The sequence below is a fragment of the Pseudomonas sp. CC120222-01a genome, assembly GCF_003097235.1.
Lineage (GTDB): Bacteria > Pseudomonadota > Gammaproteobacteria > Pseudomonadales > Pseudomonadaceae > Aquipseudomonas.
This window is the reverse complement of sequence record NZ_QEQQ01000029.1, coordinates 36,587-50,974: the sequence shown is the minus strand read 5'-3', so window position 1 is coordinate 50,974 and position 14,388 is coordinate 36,587. Positions and strand designations below refer to the sequence as shown.

At 65.1% G+C, this 14,388-nt stretch carries 15 protein-coding genes; 6 read left to right on the top strand and 9 right to left on the bottom strand.

The annotated features are described in order from the left end of the window. Window positions 1–48: 48 nt before the first annotated feature. The 3 genes from N430_RS26025 to N430_RS26015 all read right to left on the bottom strand — a co-directional run bounded on the left by N430_RS26025 (window position 49) and on the right by N430_RS26015 (window position 3,934). Window positions 49–1,164 (bottom strand): succinylglutamate desuccinylase/aspartoacylase family protein, encoded by a 1,116-nt coding sequence (locus tag N430_RS26025; RefSeq protein WP_110639613.1) that lies wholly within the window; start codon window positions 1,162–1,164, stop codon window positions 49–51. Between the two features lie 98 nt (window positions 1,165–1,262). Beyond that, a complete protein-coding gene (locus tag N430_RS26020) occupies window positions 1,263–2,921 on the bottom strand; it encodes an ATP-dependent DNA ligase (RefSeq protein WP_110639614.1) in 1,659 nt (552 codons plus the stop codon). Beyond that, window positions 2,918–3,934, bottom strand: coding sequence for a ligase-associated DNA damage response exonuclease (locus N430_RS26015; protein ID WP_110639615.1), 1,017 nt, complete (start codon window positions 3,932–3,934; stop codon window positions 2,918–2,920). Before N430_RS26015 ends, N430_RS26020 begins: the two co-directional genes overlap by 4 nt. A 182-nt stretch (window positions 3,935–4,116) precedes the next feature. Between N430_RS26015 and N430_RS26010 the strand changes: the two genes are divergently transcribed. After that, the gene (locus N430_RS26010) at window positions 4,117–4,542 is read left to right on the top strand and encodes a type II toxin-antitoxin system HicB family antitoxin (protein WP_371922799.1); all 426 of its coding nucleotides are present in this window, start codon (window positions 4,117–4,119) and stop codon (window positions 4,540–4,542) included. A 48-nt stretch (window positions 4,543–4,590) separates the two neighbouring features. Here the strand turns inward: N430_RS26010 and N430_RS26005 are convergent, their stop codons facing one another. The 5 genes from N430_RS26005 to N430_RS25985 all read right to left on the bottom strand — a co-directional run bounded on the left by N430_RS26005 (window position 4,591) and on the right by N430_RS25985 (window position 8,839). After that, window positions 4,591–7,032 carry a penicillin acylase family protein gene (locus N430_RS26005; RefSeq protein WP_110639616.1) on the bottom strand — a complete coding sequence of 814 codons (2,442 nt, stop codon included), beginning with the start codon at window positions 7,030–7,032 and terminating at the stop codon, window positions 4,591–4,593. A gap of 146 nt (window positions 7,033–7,178) precedes the next feature. After that, on the bottom strand, window positions 7,179–7,379 hold the full coding sequence (locus N430_RS26000) for an SEC-C metal-binding domain-containing protein (RefSeq protein ID WP_110639617.1): 201 nt from the start codon (window positions 7,377–7,379) through the stop codon (window positions 7,179–7,181). Window positions 7,380–7,386: 7 nt separating this feature from the next. Continuing rightward, entirely contained in the window at window positions 7,387–7,863 is a 477-nt protein-coding gene (locus tag N430_RS25995; protein ID WP_110639618.1) for an LEA type 2 family protein, read from the bottom strand. Between the two features lie 2 nt (window positions 7,864–7,865). Continuing rightward, window positions 7,866–8,342 (bottom strand): YchJ family protein, encoded by a 477-nt coding sequence (locus tag N430_RS25990; protein ID WP_110639619.1) that lies wholly within the window; start codon window positions 8,340–8,342, stop codon window positions 7,866–7,868. A 2-nt stretch (window positions 8,343–8,344) separates the two neighbouring features. Then, entirely contained in the window at window positions 8,345–8,839 is a 495-nt protein-coding gene (locus N430_RS25985; protein ID WP_110639620.1) for a DUF6231 family protein, read from the bottom strand. A 159-nt stretch (window positions 8,840–8,998) separates the two neighbouring features. Between N430_RS25985 and N430_RS25980 the strand changes: the two genes are divergently transcribed. The 4 genes from N430_RS25980 (at window position 8,999) to N430_RS25965 (ending at window position 11,621) form a co-directional block, all read left to right on the top strand. Continuing rightward, window positions 8,999–9,691, top strand: coding sequence for an OmpA family protein (locus tag N430_RS25980; protein WP_110639621.1), 693 nt, complete (start codon window positions 8,999–9,001; stop codon window positions 9,689–9,691). 88 nt (window positions 9,692–9,779) lie between these two features. Continuing rightward, a complete protein-coding gene (locus N430_RS25975) occupies window positions 9,780–10,493 on the top strand; it encodes an OmpA family protein (RefSeq protein WP_110639622.1) in 714 nt (237 codons plus the stop codon). Window positions 10,494–10,594: 101 nt separating this feature from the next. Continuing rightward, complete coding sequence (locus N430_RS25970) at window positions 10,595–10,870, top strand: DUF1145 domain-containing protein (RefSeq protein WP_085675253.1); 276 nt, start codon at window positions 10,595–10,597, stop codon at window positions 10,868–10,870. Then, window positions 10,863–11,621 (top strand): collagen-like protein, encoded by a 759-nt coding sequence (locus N430_RS25965; protein ID WP_110639623.1) that lies wholly within the window; start codon window positions 10,863–10,865, stop codon window positions 11,619–11,621. Before N430_RS25970 ends, N430_RS25965 begins: the two co-directional genes overlap by 8 nt. Window positions 11,622–11,656: 35 nt before the next feature. On the opposite strand, the gene N430_RS25960 is transcribed toward N430_RS25965, so the two are convergent. Then, window positions 11,657–12,121, bottom strand: a complete 465-nt coding sequence (locus N430_RS25960) for a CopD family protein (RefSeq protein WP_110639624.1) — start codon at window positions 12,119–12,121, stop codon at window positions 11,657–11,659. A 98-nt stretch (window positions 12,122–12,219) separates the two neighbouring features. On the opposite strand from N430_RS25960, the gene dinG reads away from it, so the two are divergent. After that, a complete protein-coding gene (gene dinG, locus N430_RS25955; protein WP_110639625.1) occupies window positions 12,220–14,364 on the top strand; it encodes an ATP-dependent DNA helicase DinG in 2,145 nt (714 codons plus the stop codon). Window positions 14,365–14,388 lie beyond the last annotated feature (24 nt).

The window sequence follows — 14,388 nt, the reverse complement described above, 5'->3', positions numbered from 1 at the left end:
AGGCTGTGCTTCTACAGACCACTCGCCGCACGTATTGGTTTTAACCGATCAGTTGGCCAGCAGGTAACCGCTGCGCAACACCTGCTCACCGGCGACATGGGCAATGACCATGCCGGCCGTGGCCATGCGCCGCACACTGCGGGCGTAGAGCAAGCCGGGCTGGCTGTTGCGTACGGCCGTCACCCGGTCGCTGAGCGGGTCGATGACCTCAGCAATCAGTTGCCCGGCTTCCAGGTGCTGACCGGGGCGGGCGTGGTACACCAGCAGCCCACCCAGGGGGGCCGCCACGGGTTCGACAGCGGCCAGCGGTGTGGCCGGGCGTGGTAGCTCGGGCAGTGGGGCAGCGGTGCCTTCGATGATGCCGGCATGGGTCAGGTAGTCGAGGATCGCCTGGCAGTCCTGGCTGGCCAGATCGTGGCTGACGTCGGCCTGGCCCCGCAGCTCGACGGTGACCGAGACGCTGCCCAAGGGGATCGGGAAGTGCTTGCCGAAGCGTTGCTGCAGCTGCCACCAGACCAGGCTGAAGCATTCGTCGAACGATTGCCCGCCGGAGTCGGTGGCCAACAGGCTGGCCTGGGCTCCCAGGTAGCGGGCCAGCGGCTCGACCTGCGGCCAGGCTTCCGGGGTGGTGTAGAGGTGCTCCACAGCTTCGAAGTCACAGTGCAGGTCCAGCACCAGGTCGGCATCGCATGCCAGCCGTTGCAAGGTCAGGCGCTGCGACTGCAACGGCGTGCGCACCGGGTGGGCGTCCAGGCCGCGACGCAGATATTCGCGGATCAATGCCACGTTGTGGGCCGGGTCCTGGGTCAGGTGGCCTTCGATCTGGTCGCCGATGCTATCGGACAGGTCGACGAAGTTGCGGTTGAAGTTCTCGCCGCTCTGCATTTCAAAACGGCCCAGAGGCGCGTCCAGCATCACCTGTTCCAGGCCGACCGGGTTGGCCACCGGTACCAGAATGATCTCGCGCAGCAGGCGACCTTGCTGTTCCAGTTCGGCCAGACGGCGCTTCAGATGCCAGGCGACCAGCATGCCGGGCAGTTCGTCGGCGTGCAGCGAGGCCTGGATATACACTTTGGCGCCACCCCGTGGGCCGAAGTGGAAGCTGTGCAATTGGCGGGAAATGCCCGGTACGGGCGAGAGCAAGTCGTGGGTCGAATGGTGCATGGGGGTCCTGGCTGCGTGGCGGAAACGGTCTGCGACACGGGTCGGCTCAAAGATAGAAGCATAATTTCCGTTATCGTGCCTCACCCTGTTGCTTTCTTTCAGACCAACAATGCCTGCAGGCTTGCCAGGTCGTCGGCTTCATCGACCGGTTTGTCCAGGCGCCAGCGCAACATCCGCGGAAACCTGACGGCAATGCCGCTCTTGTGGCGTTTGGACAGCGCGATGCCCTCGAAGCCCAGCTCGAAGACCAGCGTCGGGGTGACGCTACGTACCGGCCCGAAGGTTTCCACGGTGGTCTTGCGAATGATCGCATCCACCTTGCGCATCTCTTCGTCGCTGAGCCCGGAATAAGCCTTGGCGAAGGGCACCAGCGTGCGGTCGGGCGTGCCGGCTGGGGCGTTCCACACTGCGAAGGTGTAGTCGCTGTAGAGGCTGGCACGGCGGCCATGGCCGCGTTGCGCATAGATCAGCACCGCATCGACGCTGAACGGGTCGATCTTCCATTTCCACCACAGGCCCATATCCTTGGTCCGGCCCACGCCGTACAGGGCATCACGCTGCTTGAGCATCAAGCCCTCCACACCCAGGCTGCGCGACTGCTCGCGTTGCCGGGCCAGATCGCTCCAGTCGTTGCCGGTGAGCAGCGGTGAAAGCAGCAGGGGGGCCAAAGGATGCTCGGCCACCAGGCGCTGCAATTGCTGGCGCCGTTCATGCTGTGGCCGGCTGCGCCAGTCCTCGCCTTGCCATTCCAGCAGGTCGTAGGCTTGCAGCACCACCGGGGCGTCAGCCAGCAATTTCCTGCCCAGCGTCTTGCGGCCGATGCGTTGTTGCAGCACGGCGAACGGTTGCACGGCCGGTACCCCGGCATCGACACCTGGTTTCCAGACCAGGATCTCGCCATCGAGCACCGTGCCGTCCGGTAGCGTTTCGGCCAAGCCGTGCAGCTCGGGAAAGCGCTCGGTGACCAGTTCTTCGCCGCGTGACCAGACCCACAACTGGCCATCACGCTTGACCACTTGAGCGCGGATGCCATCCCACTTCCATTCGATCTGCCAGGCAGTGGGCGGCCCCAGCAGGGCGTCGAACTGCTCGGGCGGGGCCTGCAGGGCGTGAGCGAGGAAGAAGGGATAAGGTTGGCCACCACGCTGGCTATGTTCATCAGCGGATTCTGCGGCGATCAGCAGTTGATAGCTGGCGGCCGTTGGGCGGTGGCCAGTGTCGGTGTAGCCGACCAGGCGCTGGGCCACGCGCTTGGCATCGAGGCCCGCCAACTGCGCCAGTGCCCGGGTGACCAGCAGCTTGGACACGCCAACGCGAAAGCTGCCGGTAATCAGCTTCAGGCACAGCATCAGGCTGGGGCGGTCCAGTTGTGCCCACAAAGGGGGCAGGCGTTGCTGGAGCTCCTCGGCCGGCAGGCCGCGCAAGGGCAGCAGATGGGCCTCGACCCAGTGGGCCAAGCCGTCATCACCGGTTGCAGGCGCTTCTGGCAACAGCAGCGAGATGGTTTCGGCCAGGTCGCCGACGGCCTGGTAGCTCTCCTCGAACAACCATTCGGGTAGCCCCGCCAATGCCGTGGCCAGCTCGCGCAGTACGCGGGTCGGCACCAGTTGGCGAGGCCGCCCGCCCGCCAGGAAATACACGGCCCATGCGGCATCCTCGGCTGGTGCACTGGCAAAGTAGTCGCGCAACGCTTCGAGCTTGGCATTGCTGGAGGTGGTCGCATCCAGGCGCAGGTACAGTTCGGCAAAGGCTTTCATGCCCCAGGCTCCGTGGCGGGGATATCGTCTTCTTCGCCGTATTCGGTGACGAAGGCGCGGGCATCCAGGCCTTGTTCGTTGAGGTAGCGCACCAGCACATTGACCGAACCATGGGTGACCATGACCCGCTCGGCCCCGGTCTGGGCGATGGCCCACAGCAGCCCCGGCCAGTCGGCGTGGTCGGACAGCACGAAGCCACGGTCCACGCCGCGCCGTCGCCGGGTACCGCGCAACAGCATCCAGCCGCTGGCAAAGGCATCGCTGTATTCGCCGAATCGGCGCATCCAGCTGCTGCCGGCGGCTGAAGGTGGCGCCAGGACAATAGCCTGGCGTATTAGCGGGTCGCCGCGGGGGATATCCCCGGCATAGTCGGTGGCAGGCAGGTGCACCCCGGCCTCGCGGTAGACCCGATTCAGCGGCTCGACGGCACCATGCACGAGGATTGGCCCGATGTCCGGGTCCAGGCCGTGGAGTATTCGCTGAGCCTTGCCGAAGGCATAGCAGAACAGCACGCTGGCCTTGCCTTGCGCACAGTTGCTCTGCCACCAGGCATTGATCCCGGCAAAGATATCCGCCTGGCTGGGCCAGCGGTAGATGGGCAAGCCGAACGTGGACTCGGTGATGAAGGTATGGCAGCGCACGGGCTCGAAGGCCGCGCAGGTGCCGTCCGGCTCGACTTTGTAATCACCCGAAGCGACCCAGACCTCGCCCTGGTACTCAAGACGCACCTGTGCCGAACCCAGTACATGGCCGGCGGGGTGCAGGCTGAGGGTAACGCCGTGATGCTGGATGCGCTCACCGTAGGGCAGGGTCTGCAGGTCGATGCCTTGGCCCAGGCGGCTGCGCAGGATGCCGGCACCGGGGGCGGCGGTCAGATAGTGCTGATTGCCGGTGCGGGCGTGGTCGCCATGGCCGTGGGTGATGACAGCGCGCTCGACCGGGCGCCAGGGGTCGATGTAGAAGTCGCCGGGCGGGCAGTACAGGCCTTCGGGGCGGGCGATGACGAGGTCCATGGCTTGGGTGCGCTGGTTGCCGGGAGTAATTGTTAGGAGCGATGGGAGGGTAAGGAAGTTCGGGCGGTTTGATTGAAGGAAATGGACTACACGGCATACAGAAATGCAGACGCGGCATTCGCGGTTAACTATGGGCTCCATTGATTGGCGCAACAAAAATGCTGCATTCTTAAGGGAGCACAATGATCTTCGACTATCCAGTAATCATTCATCGAGAGGCGGGCAGTGTCTGGATCAGTTGCCCGGATGTACCTGAGATGTCCAGTGCAGGCGATACCGAGGAAGAAGCCCTGTTCGATGCTGTAGACGCCATGGAGTCCGCGCTTTCGTTCTATGTTGACCAGAAGATTGCGATACCGCTGCCTGCGATGCGATCGGCTGATCAGCCTGTCGTACGTTTGCCGGCACTGACGGCGGCCAAGGCAGCCCTCTGGAACAGCATGATTGAACAGAAAGTGAGCAAAACAGAGATGGCACGGCGGCTGGGCGTCAATCGTCCTCAGGTCGATCGCCTGGTGGATCTGTTGCATCGTTCCAAGATTGAGCAGGTCGAGCATGCATTGCATGTGCTCGGTCAGCGAATCGAACTCTCTGTCGTCACTGCTTGACGCCACCACGAAACAAAAAGCCGCCAGTCCAGGCGGCTTTTTTTTTCACTAGCGGCCCGGCACCAGCGTCAACCGCTGGCTGCCATAGGCCCGCCCAAAGTTCTGCGGCTGCAGCGGCAGGCTCATGAACCGCCCCTTGAACCAGGCGTCCAGCCCGTCGCTGTAGTGCGAACTGGCCGGGTTGCCCGACTGGCCGTTGCTGGTCAGCACCTGCAGCGGTTCGGTCTGGCCAAAGTCGACGATCATCCGGGCCGAGGCCGGCAGGCGGGTGTCGAAATTGCTGCCCCAGGCGTAAGGGGTCAGGGCCGGGGTGCTGAAGTCGCCACCTGCGGCCATCGGCGAGCGGCTTAGTGCATCGCCCAGGCCGTGGTAGGCAGGGGCCGGCCAGCGGTACTGGTGCAGCTTGCCCCACTGCCAGGCGCGTTGGTCGCTGCCCAGTTGCGCGGTGCCGGCATCCACGGCAGCGGCCAGGCTGCGGGCGAGAATGGCCGGTTTGTCTTCTTTCTGCGGCGTGTTGCGATCGTCCCAGAACGGGCTGTCGTCGCGGCCCAGCAGATGGTCGGCCTGGGCCGAGTACGACAAGCGGGCGTTGCTGACGAAGGCCTGCCAGGCAGGGCTCGACTCGGGGCCGAGGTCGTCGAGGAAGGTCTGCCGGGTGACTTCCTGGAGGAACAGCTCGTACAGCGCCGCATCCGCCGACACCGGGCTCAGGCGGCCATCGAAGGCCTTCAGTCGTGCCAGGGCGTCGCGCGCCTTGTCACGCTGGGCTGCAGGCAGGGCGTCGATTGCCCGCTTGAGCGGCTGGGCCATGCCTGGGGCGTCGAACATCTGCTTGAGCTTGTCGGCCAGCAGCGTCACCTGGTCGTTCTGCAGGGCCATCAGGCTGCGACTGTCGTGGCGGCCGTTGCCGGCCAGCTGGCCGAGGCGCTCGGCGCGCTCAGGGTAGTACCAGGTGCTGGACAGCTGCATGCCGTAGCCACGCGGCAGGCTGCGCTGGTTGGCGTGGGCGATCCAGCCGGCCGGTGGGTCCTGGTCATAGGGGTGCAGCATCGGGTCGGCATAGCCATCCCAGTCGTAGCGCCCGTCCCAGCCCGGCGACGGCAGCAGGCCCTGGCCTTCACGGCGGTTCGGGTAGCGGCCGCTGACTTGCCAGCCGATGTGCTCGGGCTCGGCGAAGACGAAGTTGAGCGCCGCAGTGGCGACTTCACGGGTGCTGTCGAAGGCGCGCTCTATGTTCTGTGCGCGGGTCAGGTCAAACAGCGCATCGAGGCTACGGTCTCCCTTGAGCTGCGGCAGGCTCAACGCCAGGCCCAGGCTGGGGTTCCCCGCCTGGGGCAGCAGGGTGCCGTGGCGGGTGTCGTACATCACCTCGCGCACTGGGCGCTGGCCGCGGACGAAGAAGGTTTCGCTGCGGGCGCGGGCCGGCAGCCACTTGCCGTCGGCCAGGTAGGTCACCTGGCTGCCGGCATGGCGCAGCTGTTCCAGGTACAGGTCCTGGTTGTCGGCCATCACCGCGCTGCTGCTCCAGGCCAGCTTGCCGTTGTAGCCGGCCAGCACGATGGGCAGGCCCGGCAGTGACAGGCCGCCGACCTGATACTTGCCGGTGTGGATCTGCACCGGGCTCAGGGCCCAGGCTGCGCGGGTGTCGCTGGCCAGCAGGCTCTTGCCGCTGCGGCTGCGCTGCGGCCCCAGCGCCAGGTTGGCCGAACCGGGGCTGCCGAGCAGGTCGAGGTCGGCGAGCTTCTGGCTGGCCGCCGCCAGTGCCGGCAGGCCTGGCAGCTGGCTGCTCAGGTTCAGGCCCTTGAGCTTGTCCACCTCGGCCTCAGCCAGGGGCTCGTCCGGCGCGCCGGGTAGCAACCAGGGCAGCTTGTCGTTGCCGACTTTTTGCGCCAGGGTCAGGGCGCTGAGTTCTTCCTGCAGGTTTACCGACTGGCTGAAGGCATACAGGCTGAAGATCAGTGCCGAGTCTTCAGGCTTCCAGTACTCCGGGCGATAGCCACTGCTGGCCAGCTCGGCCGGCAGCTTGTCGCGGTAGCGGAACAGGTAGGCGTTGACCCCGCGGGCATACACCTCGAAGAAGCGCTTCAGGCGTGGCGAGGCATCGGCGTACTGCTGGGCGGCGCTCTGCTTGAGGTTGGCGGCGCGCATCAGCCGGTCGATATCCAGCGCTTCGCTGCCGGCCAACTCCGCCAGGCGGCCCTGGGCGAGCAGGCGCATGGCGAGCATCTGTTCGATACGATCGCCGGCATGTACATAGCCGAGGGTGAACAGGGCGTCATGGAAGCTGCTGCTTTCGATCAGCGGGGCGCCCATGGCATTGCGCCGGACCGAGACGTTCTGCGCCAGGCCCTTGAGCGGCTGCACGCCGGTGGTCGGTGGCACGCTGTCCTGATAGCCACCCATCTGGCAGCCGGCGAGCCCGAGCATGCCGAGCAACGTGGCGGCGGTGGTGAACCGCGGGCGGAAGGGAGGAAGGACGGGGGCGGCCATGACAAGGGCTCCTGCAAGGCGTGGCGGGGTTCGAAAGGCGCTAAGGTAGTGAGCGCGCAGGCGCCGTGCAAGGTGCGGTGGAGCTTTATTTACAAGCGGTACCTGCAGCGCCGTCATCGCTGCTGCAGGTACCCGCGTTCAAGGCATCAAGCGCCGTGGCACTTCTTGAACTTTTTCTGGCTGCCGCACGGGCACGGGTCGTTGCGGCCAACGTCCTTCAGGGCGTTGCGCACCGGCTCCTGGTGGCTGTGGTTGCAGTGCGGGCCGTGTACATGGCCGTGGTCGTGATCATGATGATCGTGACCGTGGTTGCAGTCTGGGCCATGAACATGGGGTTGCTGGGTCATTGCAGGGTTACTCCGGTATGAGATCGCCGGGGATTATCTCACCACTGCGCGACAAGTGCAGGTCCTGATGGAAGATCAGCCCGGTCTCCAGCTCGCCCTGCAGGCGGTAATGCAGCGGCTGGCCACTCTTGAGCAGCTTGGCCAATGGCTTCAGGTGCTGCCACAGGTTGGTCCGCGCCGTGATCTTGAACGTACGCCGGGCATGCCCGCCGACACTGCGCCATAGGCTGACTTCGTCCTGCGCCAGCAGCAGGTCGTCGAGCCATACCGAATAGTTCAGGTTGCGAATGAACAGCCGGCTGTCGTTGGGGTTGTCGACACGCAGGTGCAGGACGAATTCCTGTTGCAGCAGCCGCGCCTTCACCGTTTCCACCTTGTCCAGGTGCAGCTCCGGCTCACGCGAGTCGTCGTCGCCCCAGCTCGCACAGCCCGCCAGCAGCGCCAGCAGGGTGCTGAGCAAGAGCAGGCGGGTGGCGGCGATCATGCTCAGTTACCGACGTAGCTGGCGCAGCATTTCTTGAATTTCTGCCCGCTGGCGCAGGGGCAGGGGTCGTTGCGGCCGGCCTTGAGCGCGACGGTGGGGTCGATGAAGTACCAGCGTCGCTCGTGCTGCACGAAAGCAGAGCGCTCGCGGTGCTGGTGGTCGCCCTCCTGGTCATGCCAGCGGGCAGTGAAGGTCACGAAGGCGTGTTCAGGCTGGCCACCGAGCACTTCGGCGCTTTCCACCTCCAGCCCCAGCCAGGTGCTCTGAGCGCTCCAGGCTGCCATGGCGGCGCGGTCCAGCTCCGCCTGCTGGGCCGGCAGGGTGGTGGCGACCAGGTAGTCGACCAACCCCAGCACATAGGCGCTGTAACGCGAACGCATCAGCGTCTGGGCGTCGGGGGCCGGGGTGCCGGCATGGTAATGCCCGCAGCAGGCGTCGAGCAGGTTGCCGCTGCCACAAGGGCAAACCGAGACACTCATCATCACCACCAATACTTGCCGAAGTTTTCAGGGTTGGCCCAGAACTTGGCGTTGAGCCAGTCCGGGACCTGCTTGTAGTCATGTAGATCATAGGTGAACAAGCTCAACACCTGCTCATCACGGCGGAATTTCTCGCTGGCCGACAATGCCAGGGAGAAGAAATCGGTGTCTTGCCAGCCACAGGCGGGCAGGTCGGCCAGCACCGCAACCCGGCTGGCATTGAGGTTGCGGATGCCGCCCAGCAGTTGCAGGCCGGTGCGTTTGGGCAAGTGTTCCAGGCAGTCCACCAGCACCGCCAGGTCAAAGCGCTGGGCCGCCAGCGCTGCCGGCAATGGCCCCGGCGCACAGGTTTCGATGGTCACCTGGGGGTGAGCCTGGGCAAAGGCATCCAGGGCCGGGAAGCGGGTGCCCACCAGCAGCAGGCGCTGCGGGGTGAAGCGCTCTAGCAGGGCGGCCAGAGCCTGTTGCGGGGTGCGCTGGGAAAAACCGTCGGTCATTGCCAATCCTCGTTCAAGTCATCCAAGACTAGCGGGCTGCTGTCCGCCGGCATAGAGGTAAGTGGCCGTGTCGTGGCTTATTGCTGGCAGGGATCAATTGCGCGGTCTTTACTCCCAGAGATCGGTCTTATGCCGATTCCCCTAGGAGAAGCTACGAAAATGAGCATAGTACGCACAGCGTTACCCCTGGTACTGCTCACCAGTGTGTTGACTGGTTGTGCAGGTTTGCAAAAAACCGACTGGCCGAAGTGTGCTGCCGTCGGGGGCGTCGCCGGTGCCGGCCTGGGCGCCATCGAGAGCTCCAGCTGGGCTGGCTGGGGCGCGCTGCTCGGTGGTGGCCTGGCGGCGGGTTATTGCTGGGCTCACGGCGATGGCGACGAGGACGGTGATGGCGTGCCGGACAGCCGTGACAAGTGCCCGCATACGCCGCGCGGCGTGAAGGTCGATGCCAATGGCTGCCCGCCTGAGCCCGCGCCTGTGGTCGAGGAAGTGGTGGTGCAGAAGGAAGAAGTGATCGTCATTCGTGATGTGCACTTCGAATTCAATTCCTCGCGCCTGACTGCGGCCGACAAGGAGCGCCTGAACACGGTTGCCACGCGCCTGAAGCAAGAGGCCCCAAGCGCCCGTCTGAGCGTGACCGGCCACACCGACAGCGTCGGCTCCGACAAGTACAACCAGAAGTTGTCCGAGCATCGTGCCCACGCGGTAACCGACTACCTGATCGAAAGCGGTGTGCCTCGCGCCAGCTTCATTTCGGTGGTAGGTGCAGGCGAAACCCAGCCAGTGGCGGACAATGCCACGGCCGAGGGGCGTGCCATGAACCGTCGTACCGAAATCAAGATCCAGCGTTGACGTCCCGGCGCCCGCGCCTTGAGAAGTGGCGCGGGCGCGTCTTTAATCCTGCTAGCCGGTTGCGGCCGATGACACAGGAGCATTCATCATGAGTGTAATGTCGAAGGCGGCGATGCCGTTGCTGTTGGTGAGCAGCCTGCTTGCAGGCTGCGCCACCCACAGTGATGGCAGTGCGCCGCTCAATCAAAGGACTTGGCCCATCTGCAGCCTGCTCGGTGGTGCAGTGGGGGGTGGCCTTGGCGCCATCGAAAACTCCAGCTGGGCGGCTGGCCTCGGTGCCCTTGGCGCAATCACCGGCGGGCTGATCTGTTATGCCCAGGATGGCGACGAGGATGGCGACGGCGTGTTCGACCGTCGTGACTATTGCCCCGATACCCCCGCCAACACCCCGGTCGACAACATGGGTTGCCCGCTGCCGCAGTACCCACCGTCCCAGCCTGCACCGGAGCCCAAACCCGAGGTGATCACCCTCGATGACCAGGGCCAGGTGATGTTCGCCTTCAACTCCGCCGACCTCACCCCGGGTAGCGAGGAGCGCCTGAAAAGCCTGCTGCCGCGCCTCAACGAATTGGGGGTCACGCGCATCAAGGTGGTCGGGCACACCGACAACGTGGGCTCCGACAGCTACAACCAGGCCCTTTCCGAACGCCGCGCTGCCAGCGTCGCCGAGTACCTGATCCGTCAGGGCCTGGCACCGCAGAAGGTGACCAGCGAAGGCCGTGGCGCCCATGAGCCGATCGCCGACAACGCCACCGATGAAGGGCGTGCGCACAACCGACGGGTGGACTTGCACCTCAACTGACTGCGCTGGCGCCTGCTCGGGCATGCAGGTAGTGTTGGCTGCGCGGCGCGCTTGCTCGGGCCGCGCAGACATAACAATAAATAGACACGTAGGGGCGGGGTATGAAGTTCATCCTGGGCCTGGGCAAGGTCCTGACCGTGGCGTTCTGGGGCGTGGTGCTGTTCAACCTGATGATGCCGCAACCATTGCCGTTGAATCTGTTGATCAATGCCTTGGGCATTTTTGTGCTGAGCCTGCATTTTCTTGAAGTGTTGTTTTTCAATGGCAGCTTGCGTGGCCGCAGCCATCGCTGGTTCGACCGGCTGCAGATCCTGTTGACCGGTATCTTTCATGTCATGTCCATTCCCCGTCCGCAGGAGGCACCTCGCCATGCGTAATTTGATGTTGCTGGCGATGCTGGCCGCGCCCATGGCTCAGGCACAGAGCCTGGAGGTTGCCCCCCATTCCATGCTGCGCCTGCCGAACAAATCGGCCAGCGTGCACCTGGAGCAATTGCGAGTGGCGGACTCGGCGACCTTGCTGCTGCCGGCTACTTTGACCGAGCTGAAGGTCGATCATCTGCAACTGGGGCGCGATGCGCGGATTGCCATTGCGCCCGCCGAAGCACCGCTGCTCATCGATGTCCGCAGTGCCGTGCTGGGCGAGGGCAGCGAGATCAGCGCGCCAGGAGCGCCCGGCACCTATGAACGCGCTGCCCGCTCTGGGCGCAGCCTGGAGTTGAAGCTTGCCGAGGTCGATGCCGAGCGTCTGGCCATCGATGCCCGCGGTGGCGCCGGAGCACCAGGCTACATGGGCCTAGATGGCGCCAATGGCCAAGCGGGAGGCTGCGCCTGGGGCCAGGCAAGCAGAGGGGCGAATGGCGATGATGGTGGCAACGGGCATGACGGTGCGCGTGGCGGGCGGGTTCGCCTGAGCCTGCCGCAGGGCTTCCCGCAGGAGCGCGTGGTGGTACGTCTGGAAGGCGGTGCGCCGGGGAAGGCCGGGGCTGCCGGCAAGGCCGGTAAAGGCGGGGCGAGCAAGGGTTGCCTGGTGTATCGCACCGATGCCGGGGCCAATGGCCGGCCCGGGCAGGAGGGGCAGCCTGGATTGGCCGGCGCCGAGGGTGAACTGATCCTGCAGCGCCTCTGATAATGGGTGCCGGCCCATCGCCGGCACCTGCAACATCACATCAGCAGTCGTGAACTGGCCACTGCGACGACCGCCAGGCCAAGCAGCAGGTTGATCCCCACCATCCGCCGAATGCGCCCCAGCACGGCGGCGCCTGCCGGCCAGTCCTCGGCCTGCACAGCCGCCTTCAGCTCCGGCAGCAGCAGTGCCTGGATGCGCATGAACAGCGCAAACATGGCAATCCCGCCGCCAATCATCACCTGCACATATTTGGGCGCCGTCTCGAAGCCGGTGAAGCGCACATGCAACATGCCGATACCACTTATCGCCAGAATCGCCACGGCCAGCCAGACCCAGACGAAGAAGCGTCGGAAAACTTCCACCCACAACCGCAGGCGGGCAGGCCCTTCAAGGGCTGTAACCGTTGCCGGGCGCAGCACCAGCCAGGCGAAGAACATGCCGCCGACCCATACCAGGGCGGCGAGGACATGCAGTGTGTAGGGCAGGGCAAAGGCAAGCATCCGGATCTCCATGCGGCACAAAGGGCAATAGCGGGGTATGATAGCCGCCCCATGCGAAACACTGAAAATATATCCAGCCCTCCGGGCGCCTGCAGATCATGATCAGCAACGAACTCAAAGCCACCATCCAGGGCGCCTACACGCGTTTTCTCGAAGCCAAGAGCCTCAAGCCGCGGTACGGCCAGCGCCTGATGATCGCCGAAGTGGCCAAGGTGCTCGGCGATATCGCCTGTGACGACGAAGGCCGCCGCGCCGGCGAGCCTGCCGTGGTTGCAGTGGAGGCGGGCACCGGTACCGGCAAGACGGTCGCCTACGCGCTGGCCGCGATCCCGGCCGCCAAGGCCGCCGGCAAGCGCCTGGTGATCGCCACTGCGACCGTGGCCTTGCAGGAGCAGATCGTCATCAAGGACCTGCCGGACCTGATGCGCAACAGCGGCCTGAACTTCAGCTTCGCCCTGGCCAAGGGCCGCGGCCGTTACCTGTGCCTGTCCAAGCTCGACATCCTGCTGCAGGAGGGCCACGCGCAGTCGGCCACAGCCCAGCTGTTCGAGGAAGAAGGCTTCCACATCGAGGTCGACGAGCGCAGCCAGAAGCTGTTCAACAGCATGATCGAAAAGCTCGCCGGCAACCGCTGGGACGGCGACCGCGACAGCTGGTCGGAGGCCATCGAGGACCAGGACTGGGCGCGCCTGACCACCGACCACAGCCAATGCACCGGCCGCCACTGCCCGAACTTCCAGCAGTGCGTGTTCTACAAGGCTCGCGAAGGCATGGGCAAGGTCGATGTGATCGTTACCAACCACGACATGGTCCTGGCCGACCTGGCCTTGGGCGGTGGTGCGGTGCTGCCCGACCCGCGCGACACAATGTACGTGTTCGACGAAGGCCACCACCTGCCAGACAAGGCCATCGGCCACTTCGCTCATTATTCGCGGCTGCGCTCCACTGCCGACTGGCTGGAGCAGACCGCCAAGAACCTCACCAAGCTGCTGGCCCAACACCCGTTGCCGGGCGACCTGGGCAAGTACATCGAACAGGTGCCGGAGCTGGCGCGGGAAGTGCGCACCCAGCAGCAGTTCATGTTCACCCTGTGTGAGCAGGTCGCCGACTTCCGCCCCAGCGAGGACACCGAAGGCCGAGAGCGCCCGCGCTACCGCTTCGAGGGCGGTGTGGTGCCGGAGCAGATTCGCGAAGTCGGCATCGAGCTGAAAAAGGGCTTCGCCCGCCTCAATGACCTGTTCACTCGTCTGACCGACCTGCTCAAGGAAGGTATGGACGGTGAGGTCAACATCGGCATCGCCAGCCACCAGGCCGAGGAGTGGTATCCGCTGTTCGGCAGCCTGGTCACCCGTGCCCAGGGCAACTGGGAGCTGTGGACCGCGTTCACCGCCGAAGACCCGGAAGACAGCCCGCCGATGGCGCGTTGGCTGACCCTGGCCGAAAGCGGCGCGCTGTTCGACATCGAGGTCAATGCCAGCCCGATTCTTGCCGCCGAGATGCTGCGCCGCAGCCTCTGGAGCGTCGCCCATGGCGCCCTGGTGACCTCGGCCACATTGACCGCACTGGGCAAGTTCGACCGGTTCCGCATGCGCTCGGGGCTGCCCCGCGATGCCGTCACCTGCGTGGTGCCCAGCCCGTTCGTGCACGGCGATGCCGGCCTGTTGCGGGTCCCCGACCTCAAGGCCGACCCGCGCGACGCGGCGGCACACACTGCGGCAATCATCCGAGAACTGCCGAGCATCGTTGAAGATGCCCGTGGTGCGCTGGTGCTGTTCTCTTCACGCAAGCAGATGCAGGAAGTGTTCGACGGCCTGGACCGCGACTGGCGCAAGCTGGTGCTGATCCAGGGCAACCTGTCCAAGCAGGAAACCCTGAACAAGCACAAGGCACGGGTCGACGATGGCCAGCACAGCGTGCTGTTCGGCCTGGCCAGCTTCGCCGAGGGTGTCGACCTGCCAGGTGCCTATTGTGAGCATGTGGTCATCGCCAAGATTCCCTTCGCCGTGCCCGACGACCCGGTCGAAGCAGCCCTGGCCGAATGGATCGAAGCCCGTGGTGGCAACCCGTTCATGGAGATTGCCGTGCCCGATGCCTCACTAAAGCTGATCCAGGCCTGCGGTCGCCTGCTGCGTACCGAGCAGGATCGCGGCGTCATCACCTTGCTGGATCGGCGTCTGGTCACGCAGCGCTACGGCAAGGCTATTCTCAATGCGCTACCGCCTTTCCGGCGGGAGATTTCCTGACGGCTGGAGCACGATGCGCCGGCC

Coding starts and splice junctions, on each gene's coding strand:
- N430_RS26025 (WP_110639613.1), bottom strand. CDS start 1,164: ATGCACCATTCGACCCACGACTTGCTCTCGCCCGTACCGGGCATTTCC.
- N430_RS26020 (WP_110639614.1), bottom strand. CDS start 2,921: ATGAAAGCCTTTGCCGAACTGTACCTGCGCCTGGATGCGACCACCTCC.
- N430_RS26015 (WP_110639615.1), bottom strand. CDS start 3,934: ATGGACCTCGTCATCGCCCGCCCCGAAGGCCTGTACTGCCCGCCCGGC.
- N430_RS26010 (WP_371922799.1), top strand. CDS start 4,117: ATGATCTTCGACTATCCAGTAATCATTCATCGAGAGGCGGGCAGTGTC.
- N430_RS26005 (WP_110639616.1), bottom strand. CDS start 7,032: ATGGCCGCCCCCGTCCTTCCTCCCTTCCGCCCGCGGTTCACCACCGCC.
- N430_RS26000 (WP_110639617.1), bottom strand. CDS start 7,379: ATGACCCAGCAACCCCATGTTCATGGCCCAGACTGCAACCACGGTCAC.
- N430_RS25995 (WP_110639618.1), bottom strand. CDS start 7,863: ATGATCGCCGCCACCCGCCTGCTCTTGCTCAGCACCCTGCTGGCGCTG.
- N430_RS25990 (WP_110639619.1), bottom strand. CDS start 8,342: ATGAGTGTCTCGGTTTGCCCTTGTGGCAGCGGCAACCTGCTCGACGCC.
- N430_RS25985 (WP_110639620.1), bottom strand. CDS start 8,839: ATGACCGACGGTTTTTCCCAGCGCACCCCGCAACAGGCTCTGGCCGCC.
- N430_RS25980 (WP_110639621.1), top strand. CDS start 8,999: ATGAGCATAGTACGCACAGCGTTACCCCTGGTACTGCTCACCAGTGTG.
- N430_RS25975 (WP_110639622.1), top strand. CDS start 9,780: ATGAGTGTAATGTCGAAGGCGGCGATGCCGTTGCTGTTGGTGAGCAGC.
- N430_RS25970 (WP_085675253.1), top strand. CDS start 10,595: ATGAAGTTCATCCTGGGCCTGGGCAAGGTCCTGACCGTGGCGTTCTGG.
- N430_RS25965 (WP_110639623.1), top strand. CDS start 10,863: ATGCGTAATTTGATGTTGCTGGCGATGCTGGCCGCGCCCATGGCTCAG.
- N430_RS25960 (WP_110639624.1), bottom strand. CDS start 12,121: ATGCTTGCCTTTGCCCTGCCCTACACACTGCATGTCCTCGCCGCCCTG.
- dinG (WP_110639625.1), top strand. CDS start 12,220: ATGATCAGCAACGAACTCAAAGCCACCATCCAGGGCGCCTACACGCGT.